This window comes from Metamycoplasma faucium, from assembly GCF_045160055.1.
GTDB lineage: Bacteria > Bacillota_I > Bacilli_A > Mycoplasmatales > Metamycoplasmataceae > Metamycoplasma > Metamycoplasma faucium.
In genome coordinates this window covers 108,119-133,156 of the sequence record NZ_CP088155.1, presented here as the reverse complement: position 1 = coordinate 133,156, position 25,038 = coordinate 108,119, and the positions used below count along the sequence as shown (strand labels likewise).

15 protein-coding genes are annotated in these 25,038 nt (G+C 24.3%); 9 read left to right on the top strand and 6 right to left on the bottom strand.

Going from position 1 to position 25,038, the window contains the following annotated elements; all coding sequences use genetic code 4:
* Positions 1 to 8 precede the first annotated feature (8 nt).
* From LQ356_RS00545 to LQ356_RS00535, 3 genes are all read right to left on the bottom strand, one after another.
* Complete coding sequence (locus LQ356_RS00545) at positions 9 to 1,688, bottom strand: hypothetical protein (RefSeq protein ID WP_405311796.1); 1,680 nt, start codon at positions 1,686 to 1,688, stop codon at positions 9 to 11.
* Positions 1,689 to 1,804: 116 nt separating this feature from the next.
* The gene (locus tag LQ356_RS00540; RefSeq protein WP_405311794.1) at positions 1,805 to 1,951 is read right to left on the bottom strand and encodes a hypothetical protein; all 147 of its coding nucleotides are present in this window, start codon (positions 1,949 to 1,951) and stop codon (positions 1,805 to 1,807) included.
* Entirely contained in the window at positions 1,938 to 2,858 is a 921-nt protein-coding gene (locus LQ356_RS00535) for a DnaB-like helicase C-terminal domain-containing protein (RefSeq protein ID WP_405311792.1), read from the bottom strand. The genes LQ356_RS00540 and LQ356_RS00535 overlap by 14 nt, the downstream gene beginning before the upstream one ends.
* A 540-nt stretch (positions 2,859 to 3,398) precedes the next feature.
* Here LQ356_RS00535 and serS point away from each other — a divergent pair.
* The 7 genes from serS to LQ356_RS00500 all read left to right on the top strand — a co-directional run bounded on the left by serS (position 3,399) and on the right by LQ356_RS00500 (position 13,521).
* Positions 3,399 to 4,676: a serine--tRNA ligase gene (serS, locus tag LQ356_RS00530; RefSeq protein WP_405311791.1), complete on the top strand. Its 1,278-nt coding sequence runs from the start codon at positions 3,399 to 3,401 to the stop codon at positions 4,674 to 4,676.
* 3 nt (positions 4,677 to 4,679) lie between these two features.
* Positions 4,680 to 6,032, top strand: a complete 1,353-nt coding sequence (gene asnS, locus LQ356_RS00525; protein ID WP_405311789.1) for an asparagine--tRNA ligase — start codon at positions 4,680 to 4,682, stop codon at positions 6,030 to 6,032.
* Between the two features lie 9 nt (positions 6,033 to 6,041).
* Complete coding sequence (locus LQ356_RS00520) at positions 6,042 to 7,052, top strand: glycosyltransferase (RefSeq protein WP_405311787.1); 1,011 nt, start codon at positions 6,042 to 6,044, stop codon at positions 7,050 to 7,052.
* A complete protein-coding gene (locus LQ356_RS00515; RefSeq protein ID WP_405311785.1) occupies positions 7,046 to 7,699 on the top strand; it encodes an RDD family protein in 654 nt (217 codons plus the stop codon). The genes LQ356_RS00520 and LQ356_RS00515 overlap by 7 nt, the downstream gene beginning before the upstream one ends.
* Positions 7,700 to 7,804: 105 nt before the next feature.
* Positions 7,805 to 10,003, top strand: a complete 2,199-nt coding sequence (locus LQ356_RS00510) for an ATP-dependent helicase (RefSeq protein WP_405311783.1) — start codon at positions 7,805 to 7,807, stop codon at positions 10,001 to 10,003.
* Entirely contained in the window at positions 9,990 to 11,600 is a 1,611-nt protein-coding gene (locus LQ356_RS00505) for an MHO_4530 family protein (protein WP_405311781.1), read from the top strand. Before LQ356_RS00510 ends, LQ356_RS00505 begins: the two co-directional genes overlap by 14 nt.
* Before the next feature lie 13 nt (positions 11,601 to 11,613).
* Positions 11,614 to 13,521, top strand: coding sequence for a M13 family metallopeptidase (locus LQ356_RS00500; protein ID WP_405311779.1), 1,908 nt, complete (start codon positions 11,614 to 11,616; stop codon positions 13,519 to 13,521).
* A 31-nt stretch (positions 13,522 to 13,552) separates the two neighbouring features.
* Here LQ356_RS00500 and LQ356_RS00495 read toward each other — a convergent pair whose 3' ends face one another.
* Both LQ356_RS00495 and LQ356_RS00490 read right to left on the bottom strand, forming a co-directional pair.
* On the bottom strand, positions 13,553 to 14,455 hold the full coding sequence (locus LQ356_RS00495) for a nucleotidyltransferase (RefSeq protein ID WP_405311777.1): 903 nt from the start codon (positions 14,453 to 14,455) through the stop codon (positions 13,553 to 13,555).
* On the bottom strand, positions 14,455 to 20,445 hold the full coding sequence (locus LQ356_RS00490; RefSeq protein WP_405311776.1) for a hypothetical protein: 5,991 nt from the start codon (positions 20,443 to 20,445) through the stop codon (positions 14,455 to 14,457). Before LQ356_RS00490 ends, LQ356_RS00495 begins: the two co-directional genes overlap by 1 nt.
* A 272-nt stretch (positions 20,446 to 20,717) precedes the next feature.
* On the opposite strand from LQ356_RS00490, the gene mnmE reads away from it, so the two are divergent.
* Both mnmE and rlmD read left to right on the top strand, forming a co-directional pair.
* Positions 20,718 to 22,076, top strand: a complete 1,359-nt coding sequence (gene mnmE, locus LQ356_RS00485) for a tRNA uridine-5-carboxymethylaminomethyl(34) synthesis GTPase MnmE (protein ID WP_405311774.1) — start codon at positions 20,718 to 20,720, stop codon at positions 22,074 to 22,076.
* A gap of 8 nt (positions 22,077 to 22,084) precedes the next feature.
* On the top strand, positions 22,085 to 23,425 hold the full coding sequence (gene rlmD, locus LQ356_RS00480; protein ID WP_405311773.1) for a 23S rRNA (uracil(1939)-C(5))-methyltransferase RlmD: 1,341 nt from the start codon (positions 22,085 to 22,087) through the stop codon (positions 23,423 to 23,425).
* On the opposite strand, the gene LQ356_RS00475 is transcribed toward rlmD, so the two are convergent.
* Positions 23,389 to 24,987: an MATE family efflux transporter gene (locus LQ356_RS00475; RefSeq protein WP_405311771.1), complete on the bottom strand. Its 1,599-nt coding sequence runs from the start codon at positions 24,985 to 24,987 to the stop codon at positions 23,389 to 23,391. The genes rlmD and LQ356_RS00475 overlap by 37 nt on opposite strands.
* Between the last annotated feature and the right edge of the window lie 51 nt (positions 24,988 to 25,038).

The window sequence follows — 25,038 nt, the reverse complement described above, 5'->3', positions numbered from 1 at the left end:
ATTTATCCTTAATTATTTTCTAAATTTTCATATAGCAAAGCATATTGATATTTAAACAATAAACTACTACTCATTTCAAATGCATTAACAACATCATATATTTCAGGATGAATTGATTCATCTCTTTTCTCAATCTTATCAAGTGGTTTTGTATTATCTTTTATAACAACTTGTTTCGCTAAACACTTTAATAAAATTTCATTATTTGGCAATAAATTAATTAATCCATTTTCAAAAATATTTTTTTGCCACATTTGTCTATCTACTATTCCAAATTGTTGTGTTGGTTTTCTAACTGCTTTAATAGCTCAACAATTAATTTTCTTATCTTCAAATAAAATATTTAAAGCTTCAATACTTGCGTGATTATCACAAAACAAAACAGAAGTCTTTGAATATAGAAAGTTACTATTTGAATAAGAATATGGAAGATATTTTTCTACTTCATTATTCATTTTGCTAATAATTTCAACTATTTTTTCATTTATAGCTTTATTTTTCCAATATGTTTTTTGTGGAATTAATCTTTTGATATCTTCAATTACTTTAAGAACAATTATTCTTCCATCTTTATGTAGTGCAACAGTAACAAATGCAGCATTATCATGAATTCCTGGGTCATATCCATGATAAATTCCTAATATTTCTTGATTTTGCAAATATTGATAAAACTTATTTTTAGATATAGTTTTAATTTTCTTTCGAATATTTCCTTCATCGTCAAAAATAATGTTTTTCATAAAATAATTTAATTTGTTATCTTCAAAGTTAAATGCAAACCCAACAACAGTAATAACTCATAACCGATAATTAGTTTGTTTTAATAAATCTAAATTCTTTTGTTGCATTTCAGAGAAATATTTTTTAGGAATGAAATATTTTGAGAACATTGTAACTATTATTCCTAACCCATTGCTGAAGTCACTATTTTCTCGTTGAATAAAATTGTTGTCCAATAATTCATTTAAAACATTTTGATTTATTGATTCATCTTCTTCTAAAATCTTAATAGCTTCTTGATGATAATTTTTAATTAGAAAATGATTAGTTGTAAATATGTTGTAAAGAAATGTAACATTAATTTTAAAATTATCAGGAGCTACTTCTCTTAAAACAGTATTAGCAATTAGTAATGGTAATTTTTCTTCCTGTAATGCATATATTTCTTCCAATTCATGAGGCAATTTATTACTATCTGCAGTATCTTCTAATGGCTCATCAATAACTAATTCACCAAATCTAAAATTAGAATTTTTAAGTGTAAATCCTTGAAATGCTTGAATCTTTTCTCAATTTTGAAAATATATTGCTCTATCTAATCCGTTATCATCAAATTTTCAATATGCAGCTTCATTTGTTACATAGAAATAATCTCTAAAATCTAAATTATGTTCTTCTGCTAAAAAATATAAAACTTTTTCTAACATAGGTCTAAGTGTATTTTTAATGTGATTAAATTGATTTCTACATCATACTGAACAAAAATTATTTTCATTAACAATACGATATATAGTTTCAATCATTCTACTAAATGATTTAGATACTCCTTTTGCTCCTGAATAGATTTTATAAAATGAATTTGATTTATAAGCTTCAAATGTTGGATTTACTTCCTGGTCTGTATAATGTAGTAATTCTGCTAATTTTTCAATAGTAAATTTAGGTGGTTTATTGTTTAATGTTGGCATATTTAAATCTATCTAAATTGCATTGTATTTTAATTACTTGTATGTATGTGTATATATATACCTACATATATAACTTTAGTTATATGTAGTATATACACATACAAGTAATACAATGCTTATTTTTTATTTCAATACCAATCCATATCAAACTCTTGAGCTCAATCTAATACTTCTTTAAAACAGTTTTTACAACAATGTAAAGAACCAAATTTAGCAAGGTCTATAGTTGAACCACATTTAACACATTTTTTACAATCTTCCATTTTTATCCCCTTTATTTTTTGCTATTACAGAAAAATTATCATTGTCAAAGAATTTTGCTTTTTCTGTATAAAATACTAAATTTGAAGTATTACATAATCCATTTCTATTTTTTGCAATAGTTAGTTGCAATTCTAAGATTGAATTATTGTTATAAATATTGTTATCTTGTGAATATAAAAACATAATCACGTCTGCATCTTGTTCTATTGAGCTTGTCCCTTTTAAATCCGAAAAAGTAGGAATAACTGTTTTACGTTTTTCATATTCTCTGCTTAATTGAGCTAAACAAAATACATTAATGTTATTTATCTTAGCAATTTGCTTTAATTGTTTAGAAGTATCTTCCTGTGCTTTATATTCAATTGCATTAAACAAGTTACTATCCAAAAGTTGAAAATAATCAATAAATATTGATTTAACTTTAATATCTTTTTCTTTTAACTCATTTAAAAGTTTTTGAATGTAAGCAGGAGTTATTTGTTCATTTGCTTCATTGTCAAAAACTAAAATATTTTTATTGTGAAATTCAGTTTTAATTCTTTCTATTTCTGTTTTAATTTCTTCGTCAGGGTCATAATTATTAATATCAAATTTAGTTAATGAATTACTTTCAATTTGAATAAATCTTTTGTAGACATCAACAGCTGATAGTTCTAAACTCAAAAACAAAATATATTCAGATTCTTTTAATTGCTTTGCAGCATTAATTATCATATTTTGCAATAAAGTAGTTTTACCAACTCCTGGTCTAGCAGCTAAAATATATAATTGTCTATTTTGCAATCCGTCAGTGAATTTATCAATAGATTTGAAATTTGTAAATAATGTTTTATCTCTTTTTTCTAATTCTTGCATGTCTTTATATTTTTCGTATAAATTTGAAAGTTCATAAATACTTGAACTCATTAATTTTCCTTTCTAAAATCACATATACCATTAAATGTTTTAAGGGGGTATTTTTTTCTAAGGGGTCGTTCATATAGTCCCTTAAAAAATGTATATAGTCCCTAATTATTAGATTTTGGGAACTTTATTGTTATATAGTCCCTAACTTTACAAGTTCATTAAATCTATTATTGAACTAATTCTATATTTGCTTTTGATTGTAAGTGAAACTTATACGCATTGTGAACTTTTATATAAGCATATTTATAATATAAATATCTTATATAAAGGAGCAATGCGGAAGAGAGATACTAACATAAAAAAATAATTAGAATTGAGTACCTTATTTAATTGATTTAATGAACTTGTAAAATAAAACAATAATGTGATTTTTACAATTCACTAAATGAAGAGAAAGGAATTAAAAAAGCCCCTTCTGGGACTTTATAATGAATTTTGGGTACTATATATAAATAAAATTATAATATTTTTAAATGTATAAACTTTTATTTATATGATAAATTTATTATAATATTTTAACTATATAAAAAGGAAATGAAAATGCTAGATTTAAAGTACATATTAAATAATAAAAATTACATAATAAAAAAGCTATCAACACGTAATTATGACATTTCAAACATTGAGAAAATAGTTAAACTAATTGAAAAAAGAAATCAATTAATTTTTAAACTTGAAAAACTTTTAGCTAAAAAGAATGAATTAAGCCAAGAGATTGGAATCCAAAAAAGAAATAAAAAAAATCCCGAAAAGCTAATTAATGAGGTTAACTTATTAAAAGAAGAGATTGACAAAATTGAATTAAAAGCAGATAAATCAATCAATAAAGTAAATGAATTAGTTTTGCAAATTCCTAACATTCCTTATGATGATGTTCCTATTGGACATTCTGATTTAGATAATGTAGTTATTAAAGAACATCCAACTTTAGGTAGAGGGTTAGTTAAAAATGTTGAACCTCATTATGATATTGCCACAAAACTTGACATTATTGATTTTTCAAGAGCTGTAAAACTTGCTCAAACTAGATTTGTTCTATACAAAAAAGAAGGTGCTGCATTAATTAGAGCGTTTGAAAATTTTATGTTAGACACTCATATAAAAAATGGTTATGAAGAAATAATGCCCCCTCATATTGTTAATAGTAAAATGCTATATGGAACAGGACAACTTCCTAAATTTAAAGAAGATTTATTTAAACTAGAAGGTAACGATCTTTGATTAATACCTACCGCTGAAGTGCCAGTAACAAACTATCATTACGATGAAATTTTAGATTTATCTAAACCAAAAAAATATGTTGCTTATACTAAATGTTTTAGATCTGAAGCAGGAAGCGGAGGACGTGACACAAGAGGAATTATTCGCCAACATGAATTTCACAAAGTAGAGCTTGTTAAAGTTGTAAAACAAGAAGATGGAATGACTGAATGAGAAAAAATGGTTAATGATGCAAAAAACATTCTTGAACTTCTTGAAATTCCATACCGTGAAGTTATGTTATCAACTGGAGATATAGGTTTTTCATCAGCAAAAACTATTGATTTGGAATTATGAATTCCTAGTGAAGAAAAGTATCGTGAAACTTCTTCAATATCAATATGCAATGATTTCCAAGCAAGACGAGCAAAAATTAGATATCGCAACGACGAAGGAAAAACTACTTATGCATTTACTATGAATGGGTCAGGCCTTGCCATTGATAGAGTTATGGCTGCAATCTTGGAAAATTATCAAAATAGTGATGGATCAATCAGCATCCCTAAAGTTTTAATTCCATATATGAATGGACTTGAAAAAATTGAAATTAAAGGTTAAAACATGAACATAAAGAAATTATTAAACTCGTTAAAAAAAATTAAAGATAATGATCAATATACAATTGAAGGCTGAATTTTAGCAAACCGCGGAAATGAAAAAATTAGATTTCTTTCATTAAATGATGGTTCAACTTCTGATAATCTCCAAGTTGTTATCAAAGGTAAAAATATTTTAGATTTCAAAATTGACAAAATTAATTTAGGAACTTCAGTAAAAGTTTCTGGCGCTTTAATATTAACTCCTAAATCTCCTCAACCTATTGAGCTTGTTGTTTCAACTTTAGAAATTATTAATACTTCAGATGACGACTATCCAATTCAAAAGAAGGAAACTACTCTTGATTTCTTGCGTGAAATTCCTCATTTAAGACATAAGACTAATTTATTTAGAACTATTATGTTAATTAGAAATTCACTTGTTTTTGAACTTCATAAATACTTTCAAGAAAATGGATTTATAAATGTCGCTTCTCCTATCATAACTTCTAATGACTGTGAAGGGGCAGGTGAAACACTTGAAGTCAATAATCCTAATAATAAAAATGATTACTTTTTTAAAGAAAGAGCTTATTTAGGTGTATCTGGACAATTACATGCTGAAGCATATGCAAACGGGTTTAAAAAAGTTTATACATTTGCTCCAACTTTTAGAGCTGAAAATTCACACACTTCACGCCATCTTGCAGAATTCTGAATGGTTGAACCTGAAGTTGCCTTCGCTAATTTGAATGATGTAATTTTACTTGCTGATAATTTATTAAAGACAATAATTGCTAACACTTTAAAAAACTATCCTTCAGAAATGAAAATATTAAATGATCTTAAAAACGGAACATTAATTCCTACTTTAAAAGATTTTATAAACAAAGATTTAAAAATACTTGATTACAAAGAAACAATTAAAATACTTGAAAAAAACAAGAACATGTTTGAAGATCAAAATATTTTTTTTGGAATGGATTTATCAAGTGAACACGAAAAATTTATCGCTGAAAAAATAGTTAATGGCCCTGTTGCTTTAATTAATTATCCTAAAGAATTAAAAGCCTTTTATATGTATCAAAATACTGATAATAAAACAGTTGCTGCATTTGACTTATTAGTCCCTGGCATTGGTGAACTAATGGGAGGCAGCCAACGTGAATCTAGATATAAAAAACTTGAACAAAGGCTTAAAGAATTAAACATTAAACAAGAACCGCTGCAATGATATTTAGACTTAAGAAGATATGGATATGCACCTTCTTCAGGCTTCGGAATAGGATTTGAAAGACTTGTAATGTATGTAACAGGAATATCTAACATTAGAGATGTTATTCCATTCCCAAGAACACCTGGTGGAATAAAAATGTAGTGAGGTAAAATGGAAAATAAACAAAATTTATTAACAATAGTAGTTCCTATCTATCAACCAAAAAAAGATATATCAGCAATTCTTAAAAATTTAACAAAGCAAAAAAATCAAAATTTTGATGTAATTATTCTTATTGATAAACCGAATGACAATGAACTTGAAGCAATAAAGAAATATAAACAAAATATTGGTAATAGACTTAAACTGATTATTAATTCTTCACATCAACATATAAGCATAGTTTTAAGGCAAGCTTTTACTTTTGTTAAAACTGAATATTCATATATTTTCTATTCATATTCATATATCAAGAGTGAATTTACAAACCATATTATTAATTTTATTAATAAGAGTGTAACTAAACCTGATTTTATTGAACTAAATGGATATTGTCGCGGATTAGTTCACTATGATTTTTATCGTGATAAATTCCAAAATGAAAAAATTATTAATCTTGAATTAGACAAAAGTCCAATTACATTAATAAGTCCCTATTCTTTTAACTTTTTAACAAAAACTGTGATATATAAAAAAATCTATGTTGAAAATATAACCAAAACTGATAATTTAGAATTTTCTGCATCTTGCAAATATAAGAGCATTATTTTATCTAAAACATTTGCATACTATAAAAACACTTGAGTTGAAGATTATAACTTTGATATTTCAATTTTAAGTCCTAAAATAATTAATTTAGAATGAGAAAATATTTGAGGTCTGTTTAATCAACTATATAATAACAATAATGAAGAACTTAAAGAGGCTTTATTATTTTCACAAAAAATGCATTTACAACATTTTGAAGCTGGAATGCTTGGACAAATCAATATTAAAAATAAAAAATCTTTAAAACTTATTAAAACTAATGCTTTATTGTTAATTAATAAATTTAATGAAAAAAATCCAAATATTATTAACAAAAATAAATACTTCTTAAATAATAAAATAGTTATTTTAAATGATGTTGACATTCAACAAATATCAAAATGGGAAAAGATTTTTAAAAATTTCACATGATAAAACAAAACAAAAAAGCTAATTTTTGAATTCGTTTATTAGCATCTTCAATTGATTTAAGTTTATTTGTTATTTTTTTAATTGCAACCTCATTTATGGTTTTTAATTATCAAAAAAACACATATTATCATATTGCAAACTATTATGTTTGATTATTTCTTATAATCACATATTTAACTTTCTTTTATATTGTTTTACCAATTATTTGAAAAGGTAAAACAATAGGTTTAGCAATTTGTAGACTAAAAATAATAAAGAAAGATAATGTGTCTTCTGATAAATTTTCAAAAATAATATTTGATAGACAACGCTTGTTTGCTTTTTTATGAATTTGTATTTTTCTTTCTTTTGTTATTTTTATTCACCCACAAACTTTTTTAGAAGCAGCAAAAAAAGAAAAAATAAAACCATATCAAAAACTATTTTTATCTATTCCAATTGTTTTATCTTCATTAGCAATAATGCTACAAATATTTTTAATGTTTACTAATCTAAAGGCAGACAAAATAGGACTTAATGATAAATTTTCAAATAGTTTAACAGTTTGAATGAATAAATTTGAAGAAATAAAAAATCCAAAAGAAGAAAAAATACTAAAAGAAATTCGTCCAAAAAAGCGAATTTTGCCCACTTTAGATTTTGAAAACTAAAAATAAGGCAAATATTATACTATTATTTATCGCTTACATTAGTTAAGTTTATAATTAATATATAATATTTATTTTATTTATTTTTTTATATTGTGAGGAACTAAAATGGCTAAACTAGATATTAATATATTAAATCAAGAACAAAAAAATGCAGTTTTATATAATGAAGGTCCACTAAGAATAATAGCGGGCGCAGGGAGTGGTAAAACCCGTGTTTTAACATACAAAATTGCATATTTAATTGATTCTCTTAATGTCTTGCCTGAAAAAATTTTAGCTCTGACTTTTTCTAATAAAGCAGCTAATGAAATGAAACAAAGAGTTTTTAATTTACTTTCTAATAATATAAGTAATAAAATTCCCATAGTTTCAACATTTCACTCCTTATGCGCAAAAATTTTAAGACGTGAGATTCATAATATGAATTATCCAAATGACTTTCAGATTATTGATGAACTAGACCAAAAAGCAGTTTTAAAAGTAGTTTATTCTGAACTAGGTGTTTCACAAAGTCAATTCACTTTTAACTCAATTTTATCTTATATTCAAAATCAAAAAAACCAACTTATTAGCCCTAGCTCAATTAAAGAAAATAAAGAAAATGATATAAAAACAAAAATATATAAAAATTATCAAGAACATTTAGACAAGGCTCATACACTTGACTTTGATGATCTATTGCTTTTTACTTATAATTTATTATACGATCCTAAATATGAAAACATTTCAAAAAAATGGCAAAATATGTTTTCACATATTTTAGTTGACGAATTCCAAGATACTTCATTACTGCAATATAAAATCTTACAAAAATTATGTGCGAAGACAAATCATATAACTATTGTCGGTGATCCCGATCAAACAATATATTCATGAAGAAATGCAGACATTAATATAATCATGAATTTTGACTCTGATTATAAAAATACACAAACAATTAAACTTGAACAAAACTATCGATCAACCAAGAAAATCCTTACCGCTGCAAATAGTCTAATTGCTCACAATAAACTCAGACTTGATAAAAAATTATTTACCGAAAATGAAATTGGAAACGACGTTGAATTATTTGCCGGTTTCAATGAAGAAGCAGAAGCAAACTGGGTTGCCCAAAAAATTAATGAACTAAAAAAGAATAGAGTTCAATTAAAAAACATTGCTATTCTTTTTAGAATAAATAGCTACTCACGTGCAGTTGAAGAAGCACTTATAAAAGAAAATACAATTTACAAACTGTTTGGTTCAATAAAATTTTACCAACGTGAAGAGATTAAAGACGCTTTAGCGTATCTAAGAGTTATTCATGATGGAAGTGAAATTTCGCTATTAAGAATAATTAATAAACCACATCGAAAAATAGGAGAAGTGGCTATTGACAAATTATTAAATTTCGCAAAAGAACACGACCTTGATTTGTTTAAATGTTTAGAAACAAAGTTCAATGAAATACATAATGAATTAAAAATACATAGTGAAACTCTGAAGAATATTGCAAAACTAATCAATGAAATAAGATGAGCTAGAAGGGCTTTGCAATCAAATCCTATTCATTCAACACTTAAAGAATTTATGATTAATCGAATAAACTATTTCGATGAAATAAAAAGTTCTGAAGAAGAATATGAAACAAGAATGGAAAATTTTAATAGTTTAATTGATGCTATTAATCATTGAGAACAAAATAATAAAAGCGGAACAATAGATCAATATTTACAAGAAATAACATTAATCACTGATAGAGATGTTGAAAATGATGATGCAGCAAGTTTTGTTTCGTTAATGACTGTTCATAATGCTAAAGGATTAGAATTTGATTATGTTTTTATAATAGGCTTAGCTGAAAATATTTTCCCTCTAAGACGTGCTATTAGCATTTCGCCTAAAGAAGATTTTAGTATCTTAACTCAAAGAAATATTAATACTATGAGGTCTAAAGAAAATATTGAGGGACTTGAAGAAGAACGTAGACTTGCCTATGTAGCAATGACTAGAGCTAAAGAAAAATTATTTTTATCATTTGCGGTTGGAACCCTTAAAAACAAAAGAAGCAGATTTATTTTAGAATCAGGAATAAAGCAAACAACTTCTATTAATATAGCTAATAGTTTTTCAAATTCAATTAACATTAATAAAAATGTTTCACTTATTGCTGGAGATTTTATATCACATAACGTTTTTGGTAAGGGTGAAGTTTTAGAAGTCAAAGGCGACTTAATTTCTGTAAAATTTTCAAATGGGAAAATAAGTAATTTTGCTAAAAATCATATTTCGATAAAGAAATGAGATCCAAATGCTAATAAGTAATTGAAAAATAGTTATATTTTCACTAATAATTGCATTAATTACAAGTATTCTAATTTTTATAATTATTTCTTTATTTAAGGTATATTTTAAAAAAACTAAATATTATTTTTCTGGCTTTGTCATTTTTAATATTGACACAAAAAACCAACGGGTAAGAATCAATAATGATATACAACCATTAACTTATTTCCCTCCTTTTTTATATAAGAATACAATAACAAATGGTGAATGATTCCAAATAAATATATTTACATCTATATTTGATGAAAAAACCAAGAAAATATTAAATAATGTCTTTATAAATGATTTTAATAATGAATCTGTATTATATTTTGATTTATTTTTAAAAAATTCTGATGGTCATAAATATAAACTTATTTTAGAAAAAAATAAAAATGATTATTTTGTAGCAACTGTTTATTGAAATAAAAAAGATTATGATTATATTGACAAAAATATTGTTTTTAAAAATATAAACACTAAAAATGATATATTCCCATTTTTAAATAAGAACGCTACTTCGATAGTTATAAATATCAAAAAAACTTATATATATAAGCAAGACTATTTAATAAATGAATTATCAAAATTAATATCTTACAAAAAATACAAAAAGTTTAATTTATCAATTAGCAATTCAAAAATATTTATTTGATATGAAAATGACAAAAATAATTCAAAGGAAAATAATAAATGTTTAAAATATCAAGAAGTTTTATTAAAAAATATTTCTATTTTAAAACAATATTTTGATTTATTTATTATTGCAGATTCATCATTTTTAGATTCTTTAACACTTGGAAATATAAATTTATATTTTTATTATTTAATTAATATATTTAAGAATAATAAGTACTTATTAAAAAATAAAATACTAAATACAACTTTTTTTCAAACCAACAAATCATTCAATAAATTTGAGCAGATTTATTCTGAGGCTATTTTATTAGCAAACAATGAGGAATATAATTTATTAAAAACAACAATTAATGATCTCAACAAGAATATAATTACAAAAAAAACAATTATATCTCCACGCTTCTCAAATATTAACAAAGAAAATCAATTTAAAAAGATTTTAGGAAATACCGATATTTTTGATTATTTATGGTTAACCTTTTTTAAATCAATAAGAAATCATTTAGCTAATAATTCAATAATTCTAATCAATGATTATATTTTCAATTTGTTAAGTGATTCATATTTAATAACCATTAGTAAAGAATATCAAAATTTAAATTTCATAATTAATATCACAAACTATGATAATTTAAAATTTATTAAGAATAAATTAGAATATTTAATTTCAAAGGATTGTGAATTTGGTTTGAAGATAAATAACTTAAATATTGAAGAAATAATGATGATAACAAAAGAAATTAAAATCAAATATATTTTAATAAATGAATTAATTTGTAAAAACTTAAATAATTTAAAAAATTACTTATATATAAGTACGTTTTTAGAAAAAATTAAAGATAAAAATATTAACATAATCTTTGAATCGCTTGATGTAGAAAATTATAAAAAATTAATAAACAACAAAATTGATAGAATATATTACACAATAACAAATATTAATACTAAGCAAATTTAAAGAAGGAAAACATATGAATAAAAAAATGATCTCTAAAGATTTCTATGATGCAATTAATGCCGACTGAATTGAAAAAACAAAAATTCCTGACCATTTGAGTGGATATGGTTCATTTTATAAAATTGAAGATAACATTAAAAAAATAAAACTTAATTCATTAAAAAAATGATCAATAGATACTTCAGAAATTAAACATGATTCAATCTTATTAGAAATGATTAAATTCTATAATATAGTTAAAAATTGAAATATACGTAAAGGTAAAAATATAATTTCTATTCAAAAATATATAGATGAAATTATTAACTTAAAGTCATGAAAAGATATTGAAATTAATTATAAAAGATACCAATATTCAGGATACTATTTGCCACTTAACTTTTTTATTTTAAATGATTTTAAAGATAGTAGAAAACAAATTTTATGACTTGAGTATTCAGATCCAATATTACCTGATAAAAGCTATTATTCAAACGAAGAAAAGAAAAAGGAATTTCTTGGTGTATGAACAAATATGTCAAAAAAGTTACTTTCAAAATTCAACATAAAAGAAGAAGAAATAAAGAAACATATAGATAATGCAATTAAATATGATGATCTATTGTCTAAATATATTCTTTCATCAGAAGAATTAGCTGTTTACACTAATCTATACAATTTATATTCAACCACTAATCTAAATAAGAAAATAAATGCCTTGAACATTCAAAAAATTGCAAATGAAATAACTAATAATTCTGTTGATAATATTAGTGTTATATCACCAGTGTTTTTAGATAATGTAAATAATTTAATAAATGATCAAAATTTCCCTTTATTTCAATCAAGAATGCTAATAAGTTTCATTATTTCTTTATCGAACTATTTAAGTAATGATTTAAGAGAAATCGCTTCAGAATATTCTAGATATTTACGTGGAATAAAACAACCGTTAAACAAAAATAAATTTGAAGTAGATTTGACGATGCAATTTTATGGTATGCCATTTGGTTTATATTACGGTAAAACATACTTCGGTGAAAATGCTAAGAAAAATGTTGAACAAATGGTTAATAATATGATTAATATATATAAATCAAGACTTGCTAATAATTCATGATTAACTCAAGAAACTAAAAATAAAGCTATTCATAAACTAAATGAATTAGGAATACATGTAGGATATCCAAATCAAATTAGACCTTATTATAAAAACTTTATTGTAAAAAAATATAATGGTTATAATGATTTAATCGAAAATGTTTTATTATTCACATATATAATAAATGAATGAAAATTCAAGCAATATAATGAAGAAAAGAATAAGGAATTATGATCAATGACTCCTTCTACAGTTAATGCATATTATAGCCCAAATGAAAATCAAATCGTTTTCCCCGCTGCTATATTGCAAAAACCTTTTTATGATATAAAACAATCAACTAGCGCTAATTATGGAGGAATTGGATCAGTTATTGCGCACGAAATTTCACATGCATTTGATAATAATGGGGCTAATTTTGATGAAAATGGAAATATGGTTAATTGATGAACAGATGAAGATAGGAAAAATTTTGATATTAAGACACAAGAAATGATTTCTCTTTTCGATGGAACAGAAACTGAATTTGGACAATGCAATGGAAAATTAACAGTTTCTGAAAATATTGCAGACGCTGGCGGAATATCGTGTGCATTAGAGGCTGCAAAATTAGAAAGTGATTTTGATGCAAAAGCATTCTACATAAATTTTGCAACTATTTGAAGAATAAAATATAGAGAAGAATTTTCAAAGCTTTTATTAAAATCAGATGTTCATGCTCCTGCGAAATTAAGAACTAACATTCAAGTTAAAAATATGGATGATTTTTATAAAACATTTAACATTAAAGAAAATGATGAAATGTTTTTACCGCCTGAAAAAAGAGTAAAAATTTGATAACAATAAAAATGAAAAAATAGCTTTTAATAAGCTATTTTTTAATATCAAGTATTGTATAGAGAATGACTCTTTTTATCCGACTTTTTGTATAACGTTTCGACACACAAAGATTAACAAATTCTACATATGAATCAGCATGAATATTTTTTTTAAATAAGTTTTCCATCCCCTCGTCCATTAATAAAATTTGTGATAGTTCAGATGATGAGGATGAAAAAACTATTTGCTGAAATTTAGAATATAAATCTTCTATTTTTTTAATTGGTTGTCGAATCACCATATCAGTGTATTTTGAATAATCAAGTCCGTTGTCTATTAATTGTCGTATATAAGAACCTGTAGCATATATTCCATCACTATTTTTAGCAGCAGAATCTATAGTTCTTTTGAAACAAAATGGTTTAATATTTAAATTATTATTAATAATATATTTAGTATATTCAAAACCTAATATGTCTTTCGGAATATATTTAGAATTGCTAATTTTTTTTAGAGATTCTAACGTGCTATAAGCGTAAGAAAAGCCTTTATTCAAGTATTCTTTTAAAATTTGGTCATATTTAATCTTATTATCTTTTATTTGTTGTGCAGAGGTAATATAAGTATTAATATCTGCATTTTCATCCGAAACACCAAAACATAAAATATTGATGTTTTCTTTTAATAGTAAATCTATTGCACCTTTTGCAAAAACATGTGCTGCTTGTGTACTAGAAAGTAAATCAAGTTTAATTACTTTATCAACTCCATTAGATAAAGCAGCTAATTTTCGCTCCTTAAAATTTGCAATAGTTATTTCCCCGCGTTGGTTATAATCATCAGATAACGCAACGACCAAAAAGCAATCTTTAAATTGCTTTTTTATTTGATTGATTAAATATTTATGTCCATTATGAAATGGATTAAATTCAGCTATTAATCCAATTTTTAACATTAATTTTCTTTAGTATCATCTTCAACAACATGTGCTGTTCTTGATTTAGTATCAAATGATTTATTTAAAGAGATTTCAAATATACCATCTCATTTAGATAATTTTTTATTCATATGTCTAATTGCATAAACATCATAATTACCAGGAAGTATTCTAAACGTTAGAATCATTTGGTCGCCGTTTTCGCTATAGTATTTCTTATTTCCATCTAAGAAGAAATCACCTTTATAAAGTTTTTTACCTTCATTAGCATAAATTTTATTATGTAAGCGTTGTTTGTGAGTCTTTTCAAGTGGAGCATTCATTAATACTTCCATTTTTACACCATATATATTAACAATATATTTATCTCTATTTTCACTTATATATTCAACGACTGCATCATTAGGCATAATTAATTTTCCACTTGATGATAGAACTTCAATTGAAGTTGGGGTTTGACTTATAATTTCACCTAATAAAGGACTTAATATCATAAAATGTTTTATTTTAGTTTCAAAACTAAACATTTTTTGTTTTACAACATCAAGATTTTCTTCACTTGTTAATCCTTCAGACATTAATGATTGTTCATCATTTGCTTCTTCATCGAATGACAAACCACTTGATATGTTAGCAAGACTATTTGCTTCATCTTCATCCATATCAAACGAATCTAGTTCTTGAAGTTCTTCTTCAGCTTCAATAGTTTCAGCATCTGCAAGTTCTAGTGGTTCATCAGATAATTCATCATTATTTATTAAATCATCTTTGCTTAAATCTGAAAATTCTTGAGAAATGTCTAAATTATCATTTTCTATATTTTCATCAGAATTAGTTTTTTCATTTAAATCGGAAGTTTGTGATTCATCTAATAATTCAAGTTGTTCATCATTATTAGAAGCCTCATCATTATTAATAGATATATTTTCATTATTATTAATAACACCGTTTTCTTCTTCTAATGTCATCTCCTTAGTTAATTCATCTTCAAAATTATCTAAGTTTGAAAAATCAAATTCTTTGTCGTTGTCTTCGTTTTGTTCTTCGCTAGCAGAAGATGTTTCAACGATATTTTCATCATTTTTAATTTGTTCGTTTGAATCGGAAGTTTGTGACTCATCTAATAATTCAAGTTGTTCATTATTATTAGAAGATTCTTCAACTTTTTCTTCATTATTTTCAGGGATATAGTTTAAATTTAAAGAATCGTCAAAGCTTAATGAATCAAAATCAATATTACCGAAATCAACATTTGAATTTAATTCTTGATTATCTTCGACAGGCAATAAACCTTCTTCTATTTGACCATTTTCATCGAATTGGAAATTATCGAAATTAACATTGTCAAATTGTTGATTTTCAAAATCATTAGAATAATTAGTTAAATCTTGTTGATTACCTTCAAAGTCATAAGATATCATTTGATTATTATTAGGTAATTCAGATTCATCATATGTACTTATTTCTTGTCCACTAACTTCTTGATAGATTGTTTCGTTTCTATTTTCTATGCCTTGAGTGTGTTCCGAGCCTAATAAACTGCGATCAATTTTATTAATAATATTAATTACTGGTTTACCTGAATTTTGTTGAGACATTGCGTATATTAAGTTGCTCAATTTTTCATTCATTGATGCAAATTCCATTAACATAGTCTTTTCAAATTCAGACTTACTTTCTTTATTCTTAAGTTCAATAATATCAACAATTTGTTCAACAGTTTTTTCAATGTCTTGAGAATTAATAACTTTATGTTCTTCTTTATTGTTTGAAGTTATAGTTTCTTCTTGTTCTATTGAAGGTTTTTCTACATTAGATGAAAGTCTTTCTTCTTCATTTTCATTATTATATTCAACAAATTCATTTGAAATTGAATCACCTTCTTTAGCAACTTCAAAATCATGATTGTTTTCTTCCAATGAATCTAGTTGATATTCATCGTTGGCATCAGAAGTTTCTATTGATTCAATCATTTCTTCTTTTTCTTCTTCGATTAATTCTTTTTCATTTTCGTTAGACTTTTCAGAATCAACAATTTCATTAATTTTATCATCACTCACTTGTGGCTCAGAAGTTTCAATTACTAATTCATTATTATTTTCATCATCTAATATATATTCATCATTTGAATTAGATGCTTCAACCATTTCAGATTCATCTAATTCTTCAGAATGATCTTTTAATAGATCTTCGGTTAACAATTCATTTGACTCATTTTCACCAAAAGATAAGTTTTTATCATCATCTTCTTGTATATTTTCAAGATTATCTAAACCTTCTAAAAATGATTGTTCTTCTTCTAATTCTGGAGAATCAGATTTTATTTCGTTGTTTGCTAGTTCTACTGGTTCATCATTTGAATTTTCTTTTAAGTTTTCTTCTGAATCCGAAGATGCTAATGTATCTTCATATATATCTACTCCATTGTTTTCATCTTCTAACACATATTCATCATTTAAGTGAGATGCTTCAACCATTTCAGATTCATCTAGTTGCTCTAGATTTGTATCTTGTTCATCTTTAGTTTCTTTAACTATATCTTCTGATTCAATTTTTGATTCAATTTGTTCACTTACACTTGCTGATTCAACATCAGAAGAAATATTTTCTTTATTATCAGCATTTAAATTATTATCACTTATAGTTTCGACACTTGAAAAATCTAAAATATAAGTTTCATCAAAATTATCTTTAGCGATATCTTTTGTAGATTTTTCCCCTGGTTCTTCTAATTTTTCTAAGTTTTGTTCTATATTATTATTATTTTCTTCCACCAAAATAGCATTTTCGTCGATTTTAACGTCTTCTTTTTTAGTTTGAGTATTATTATCACTTAGAACAAATTCCTCGTCTTCTTGAGTTTTTTCTTGAAGAATTATGTCATCAGATGATGGTTTAGATGTAGAAAGATTCTTTTCTAATAAGTGAAGTTCGATAGTCTTTTCAATATTAGATTCATATTCTTTACGTAAATTAATTTCTCTTTCAACAGTTTTAGATAATTCATAAACAACATCTTCAAGGTGTTTATTCTTATCTTCAAGTTCTTTATTCTTAAGTTCTAAAGAAGAAATTTTATTATTTAACTCTTTGTCAACATAATCAAATTTTGTATTTAACGAACTAACTAATAAATCATTTTTAGTTTGTGATTCAACCATGTTCTTTAAAATAGCATCATTAGCTTGCTTACGAGAATCCATAATATTAATTAATTGTTCAACGGTTCTATCATCAACAGCCGATGCATAAGTTTCTTGTTGAGGAGAATATTTAACATGTTCTTCTTTAACAACAGGTTGAATTTCTTTATCTTCTTCATGTACTAAACCGCTTTGTTCAACCGGAACAGTTTTTTCTTCATTAAAGTTATAAATATATTCAGGTTGTTTATTTTGTACTGAAGGATTATCTAGGTATTTTATAGTTTCAACATATGTAGGTTGAACTTGTTGTTGTTTATTATTTAATTGTTCTCTTAATTCAGCAATTTGTTTTTCTAATTGACTAATTTGTTCATCATTGCTTGAATTATCAATATTTTCTTCTTGATTTTCAACAGATATAGATGGTTCAACTTGTTTGTTATCTAAATCAGATTTTGCATCAGAAGATTCTTCACCAATAAATTTAATAGTTTCAACATATGTAGGTTGAATGGCGTTTTTTTCAGCTTCAAGTTCAGCAATACGTCTTTTTAATGCCTCGGTTTCATCATCATCATTAGATTCATTAGATACAGAATGTTGTTCTTCAGAAGTCATAAATTGAATTGGATTTTCATTTTCTATTTCAACTAGTTCTTCAGATTCTTTAGTTGAAGGATTTTCTTCAACAACAACCTCATCATTCTTGATTGTGTTTTCATCTTCTAACACATATTCTTCTTCATTATCTAAATCACTTAAATCAGAATTTTCTTCAGATATGTTTAGATCGTCAAAATCATAATCTATTGAATCGGTAGGAATTTCTTGTTCCGATAATTCATCAGAAGATGTTTCTTCAGGATTAATATTTGGTTCTAACATTAAATTATCAATTGGTGTTTCTAAATCATATGGTTGATTTGACGATTCAAACATTGATTCATCTAGATTTTGTACATCGAAGTTTTGTTCATCAAAATTTGTTGAATCCATTTGTTGAACATTATTATTAATAGGTTCAAACGAAGGTTGTGATAATGTAGCTTCTTGAATATTTAAAGGAGAATCAACATCCGGAGTTAATTCAGTTGTATATTCAAAACTTTGTGGCATAAATATAGAATTATATTGTTCAGGCGATTCAGGAGAAGTGAATTCATTAAAGTCACTTATATCTTCTAGTCCTTCATTCATCACATTTAAGTTATTAAGAGTTGTTGTCTCTTGATTAGGAATATTTAAATCTAATAAAGGTGCTTCTAACAATCCTTTTTCAATTGGAGAATTAAATAAATCATCAACATTTAAATCATTTAAAGAGGTAGGTTGATCATCTATTTTATATTTACCTGCTCCACCAACTTCAAAACCTTCTCCTTCCGAATTAATAGATACTTCTTTCGTATATCCCATTTTATGTGCTGAATCTGATAATCCATTAGCAGCATCTATGTTTTCTTTTTCTAATAATAATGATGCTTTATTTAACATTTCATCAGCAACTTGATGTCTTATAGGGTTTCTTACATCTTTGTCGTGGTATTTGGCAAATACAACATAGTTATTTTCGGTTATATATTCATATGCAAACATTTTCTTAACAACATTTGCTTTGCCTAATACACAAACTTTTGTATATTTAATATAGAAGTGAGCAATTAATGCTGCAACAACTTCTGCAACTGCTCCAATGATTAATATAATTCATGCTTTTTTGTATGCTGCATCTTTTTTAATAAATGGAATTATAAAGTTTCTTATAAAATCAACTAAATCTCCACTTTTAATAGGATTTGCACTAATTCCTACTCCTACATAAGCAATAATTCATGAAGCAAATGCGGGTAATGCTGCGCCAATTATTAAAAACAATAAAGGAGAAGCAAAGAATATTGTTAGAAGTATAGGTTGATATTGACCTAATGCAACTGATGCTATAATAGCTGTTAAATATAATGAAAAAGCGAATTTTTTATTTCCTTTTTTAGCATTGTTAACTAAAACTAATGCAACTAAAGGTAACACAAATAATGCAAGAATAATCTTATAATAAGGATTCATTATTGGAGAATATAAATTCTCTGTTAATCCTTGTAATTGCATAGGATATATAGCACTAGTTATTAAAACACCTAAAAAGTGATTTAATGAATTTTTAGATAATTTAGAACCTGTAAATATATCTTTACTTTGTTCTAATCCTTTTGTTAAACTTATAATTGTTAAAGAGTGCAAAACTCCTAAGGCCATTGATAATGCAATAGCAATTACTAATGCAATAAAAGTTATATTTGTCAACGATGAAACTCTTTTAGAAATTTTAGATAAAATCAAAGCGTTTACATAGCCAACCAAAAAACCAACAATCATGTTTGAATTAACATATATTATTGATTGAGATAAACCGGGTATTTCTAACCTATTTATTGAATTTGTACCAATTATGTTTTTCAATGTTTTAATTCCAAGAAATTCATAACTTGTACCATTAAATTTTATAAATACAGATTGAATTGCAATAAAGCAAACCCAACCTATAAATGTTGTTATTGCTCCCAATGTTCTATTGGAACTAAATGTTGTTGCTACCGAGATAGCTGTTATCATAGGAACAAAACCAATTAATTTTTCAAATATTAACTTTGCATAAGTTATATTATTAGAAATAGTTGTGTTCTTGATAGTAATGTTTCTTTGTACTGAATCTAACACACCATAAACAATAGACAAAAATGTCAATATTGCTATAGGCATAACCATAGATCTAAAAATATCACCCATTTTTAATCTAAATCATGGAATATTATTCATTAGTCTATCAGCACGTTCTTGTCTTTTAATCTTAGCTGTTGAAGACATATTTTTCCTTTCCTTCTTAAAATAATATTTTAAAGATATCAAAAATTATATCCTAAATTAAAAAAAATACTTATATTAAACATTTTTTTAATATTTAAAGATCTATTAATTTATCAATTACTAACAAAATTGAATTTTATTAACAATATTAATTTTTCATTTTTCTCCTATTTTTAAGATATTTTTCGAGATATTAACATTCATATCAGAGTTTATTATTATATTTAAAAAAATAAAAAAGAAATTTCGATATATTTTATAATTTTTTTATAATGAAAATTAATAAATATTTAGACACTATTGTTGCAATATCATCTGGTAATATAAATCAAGCTATATCTATAATAAGAATTTCTGGAAAAAATAGTATAGACATAATTAAAAAAATTTATAAAGGAAAAATCGGAAAAAATAAAACAATCACATATGGACACATTATAAATCCCTTAAATAATGAAAAGATTGATGAAGTGTTAATATTATGATTTATCGGAACTGATAATTATACTGGAGAAAATACAATAGAAATAAATGCGCACGGCGGTGTAATAGTAACTAATCGAATTTTAAATATTATTTTAGAAAATGGTGCAAGATTAGCTGAAAGAGGTGAATTTAGTCGTAGAGCTTTTTTAAACAACAAAATTAGTTTAAATAAAGCTGAAGCAATTAATAACTTAATTAATGCAAAAAATATTAATCAAACCAAAATTGCTATTAAACAATTTGATGATTTTGGATATAAAATATTAAGAGAAATCGAACAAGAATTATTAAAATTAATTTCAATGTGTGAAATAAATATTGATTATTCAGAATATAACGACATTGAAACGATAGAAAATGATAAGTTGTTAGATTCTGTTAATTTGTTTATAGGAAAACTAACAACACTTATTGAAAATAGTGAAAGAACAATAAATGTTTATAAAGGGATAGATGTAGCAATTATCGGGAAACCTAATTCAGGTAAGTCATCTTTATTTAATTCTTTGCTTGAGGAAGAAAAGGCCATTGTTACAAATATAGAAGGAACGACTAGAGATGTTTTGGATGGTGAATTTCAAATAGGTGGAATTTTATTTAGAATATTAGATACAGCGGGTATTAGAAATACAAAAAATAAAATAGAAAATATAGGAATTTTGAAGTCGATAGAAACTATAAAAAAAGCAAAAGTAATATTAAATATAATAGACCCAACTAATGATAAATATGATGATATATATGAATCTAAAATAAAAAATTTAATTACTGAAAACAAAGTTTATATAAATGTAGTGAACAAAATAGATATATGTAGTAAAGAAATATTGAAAAAATATAGTAATTATGTATGAATTTCAGCAGCAAACAACAATACTTATGAATTAAAAAACACCTTATATAAAATGTATTTTAAATTTTTAACTGATGATGTTATCGTTAGTGAAGATGTAATAGAAAAATTAAATAGTATTTTAAAATCATTAAAAAAGGTTAAAGAAGGTTTAAAAAATAATTATGGTTTTGAAACTGTTATCATTGATTTAAGAGAAGCGTGAAGCAACGCAAAAAAATGTTTAAATGAGGAACATAATAATGAGGTCCTATTGGATAATATTTTTAAAAAATTTTGTTTAGGAAAATAAATATGGACATGGACAATGAATTAAAAATTGGAAAAATAATATTAGATGTTAAAGCTTATGAATTTAGTTATGAGGGATATGGTGTATTTAGAATAAATAAATTTCCTATTTTAATTGAGAATTTACTTAAAAATGAAATTGCCGATATTAAAATAGAAAGTATTAATTCAAAATACGCCTTAGCAAGAGTTATAAATAGAAAAACAAACTCTCCTGAAAGAAGAAATATTATAGATATAGAAACTTATAGAGCTGGAAATACTCCACTTGAGATTATGAACTATGTTAGTCAAATAAATTTTAAAAAAATGATATTGACAGATTTATTTAAACGAGAAATTGGATGAAAGAAAAATATTAATTTTATTCCATCAAGAAATGAATTCTCATATAGAAATAAAATAACTTTACAATGAGTGATTGAAAATAACGATATTAAAATAGGCTTTTTTGAGAAAAAAACTCACAAAATTGTTAGTTTTAAAAAGTGTATTTTAATTAATGGTAAATTTAATGAATTTGTTAGATTATTCATACAAAATTTAAACGATAATAGAAAAGAATGATTAGTGTATAAAAATATATTTTCAGTTACATTTAAATATAGTGAAAAATATAATGAATTCTTAATTATTTTTAACACAACTAATTCTAAAAATATTAGTTTAAATTTAATTAGTAAATTTCAAAAAAATGATTTAAAAATAGGAATATTTCAGAATATTTTTAACTTAGATAAGGTTAGATTAATTAAAACTATAAAAATATTTGGAAGTGATTATTCGACATATAAAATTGGTAAATATAAATTTTTTGTTGGACCTAATTCTTTTTTTCAAATCAATGAAGAACAAATGCTTAAAATTTATAATAAAATTAAAGTACTTTTGATGATTAAAGGAAATGAATCTTTATTTGATGTATACTCAGGTATTTCAACCATAGGAATTTATTTAGCACATAATTTAAAAGAAGTAATCAGTATTGAAATAAATAAGGAATCTGTAGAATTTGCTAAATTTAGTGCAAAATTAAACAACGTTTCAAACATTAGATTTATACAAAAAGATGCAACAAAATATTTTACGAATTTGAATAGTGATTCATATGCAAATAATGATAATATTTTTGTGTTTGATCCTCCAAGAAGTGGATTAAATAAAAATGTATTGTATGCATTAAAAAATATAAAAGTTAATAAAATAATATATTTAAGTTGCAATCCACGAACTTTAGTTAGAGATTTAAAAGAGTTGATCGGATTAAAATATAAAGTAAAATTTGTAGAGGGGTATGATATGTTTCCTCAAACTTATCATATTGAAACTCTTGTTTTATTAGAAAAATAAATTTTTCTAAATAGTTTATTTCATTTTATCTTATAAATAATTGTTCTTGTTAGTGGATCGATTATTGTTGAAAAAACAAATACACAAAAAATAGTTTCAGTATTTATATTTTTATTATTTAACAATTCTAATGTTGAATAAGTTAGAAATATTTGTAATATTATCATTGTTAATATACTTACAGATAAAGGATATCAAGTAATATTAACACCTCATAAAGAACGCAATGTTATTAAGTTTCCTAGGTCTGCAATTAATTTTAACGAATATATAAACATTAATATATAGCCTATACTTACTATTAATTTATCATTTATAGAATATATTTTTAATAAAGGTTTTGTTAAAGCTATATTTATTAATCCAAATATTATTTGAACTATCAATGCTATTTTAAATAGTGACTTTTGAATTAATTTAATTTCTTTTATATTATTTTTTGCATATTCTTCTGATATAAAGCTACTTGCAAGGAAACTTAAACCATAAGCAAATGAAGCAAAAACATCATATAAACTATTAAGAGCTTTGAAAATTCCAATATATTTATCTTGTAAATTAAATAAAGGAATACTTCTTGCAATTAAAAATTGAGAAAAATATCATATTCCACTTTCTAACGCAATTGGTAGGCCTATTACAAATAATTTAGAAATAAATCTGCTATCAAAATTAGTATATTTGAATTTGTATTTTTCGCCTTTAAATAAAAACTTTTTTAAAAATATTAGAGAGAGAAAAAAATGCACTAAAGATCCTGCTACTCCCTCAAATGAAAAATAAAATGAATTTATGATTTTGTTGTTTGTAAAAACAAAATAAGTTCAAAATAATCTTGTAAGTAATCCTAATGAATATGAGATTGAAGCATATAAATTTTTTTTGGATGATATTAAACTTGAACAAAATATTTGAGCAATTGAAAAAATAAACAATTCTAATAGTGCAATTCTTATAAATTTAATTGATGATGATAATTCATTTTCTAATACTTTTAATGGATAGGTATTCTCAAATTTTAAATGTTTAAAATTTCCTCCATATAAAAGAAAATTTAAGATTTCTATCTCATTAATTCCATTCTTTTTTGCTAATAATTTGTTCTTCAAGAAAATTTCATAATTATTTTTCGTTTCTCAACCATAAACTGGTTGATCTTTAACACCTGATAAAGGAAGTAATAAAGGGCTAATGAAAAAAATTAATAGATAAAATATTAAGTTTATTATAACTGATAAATATATTGCATTAAATAGTATTTTTTTCATTCCAAAATAATCTTGTCTACCATGCATGTGTGAAGAAATGATTAACACTCCAAATTGAAATATAATAGGTAAAAACATAATAATTTTGAAAATTGTGTTAATTTTTGATGTTAAATAAAAATATCTTCCGGAAAATGAACCATCAATATGTCACACTTTTCCATATATTGCTATAGCTAAAGAAGTTACAAAAGTGATAATGGCAAGAAAAAAAGTTTGGATAAACATTATTAATCCAAATTTTAAAAATGATTTAAATTTATATATATAGAATAAAGATTTTATTTTTTTCACCATAAATATTTTAAAGTTATTATATATATAATTATTATATTTATTAAATTA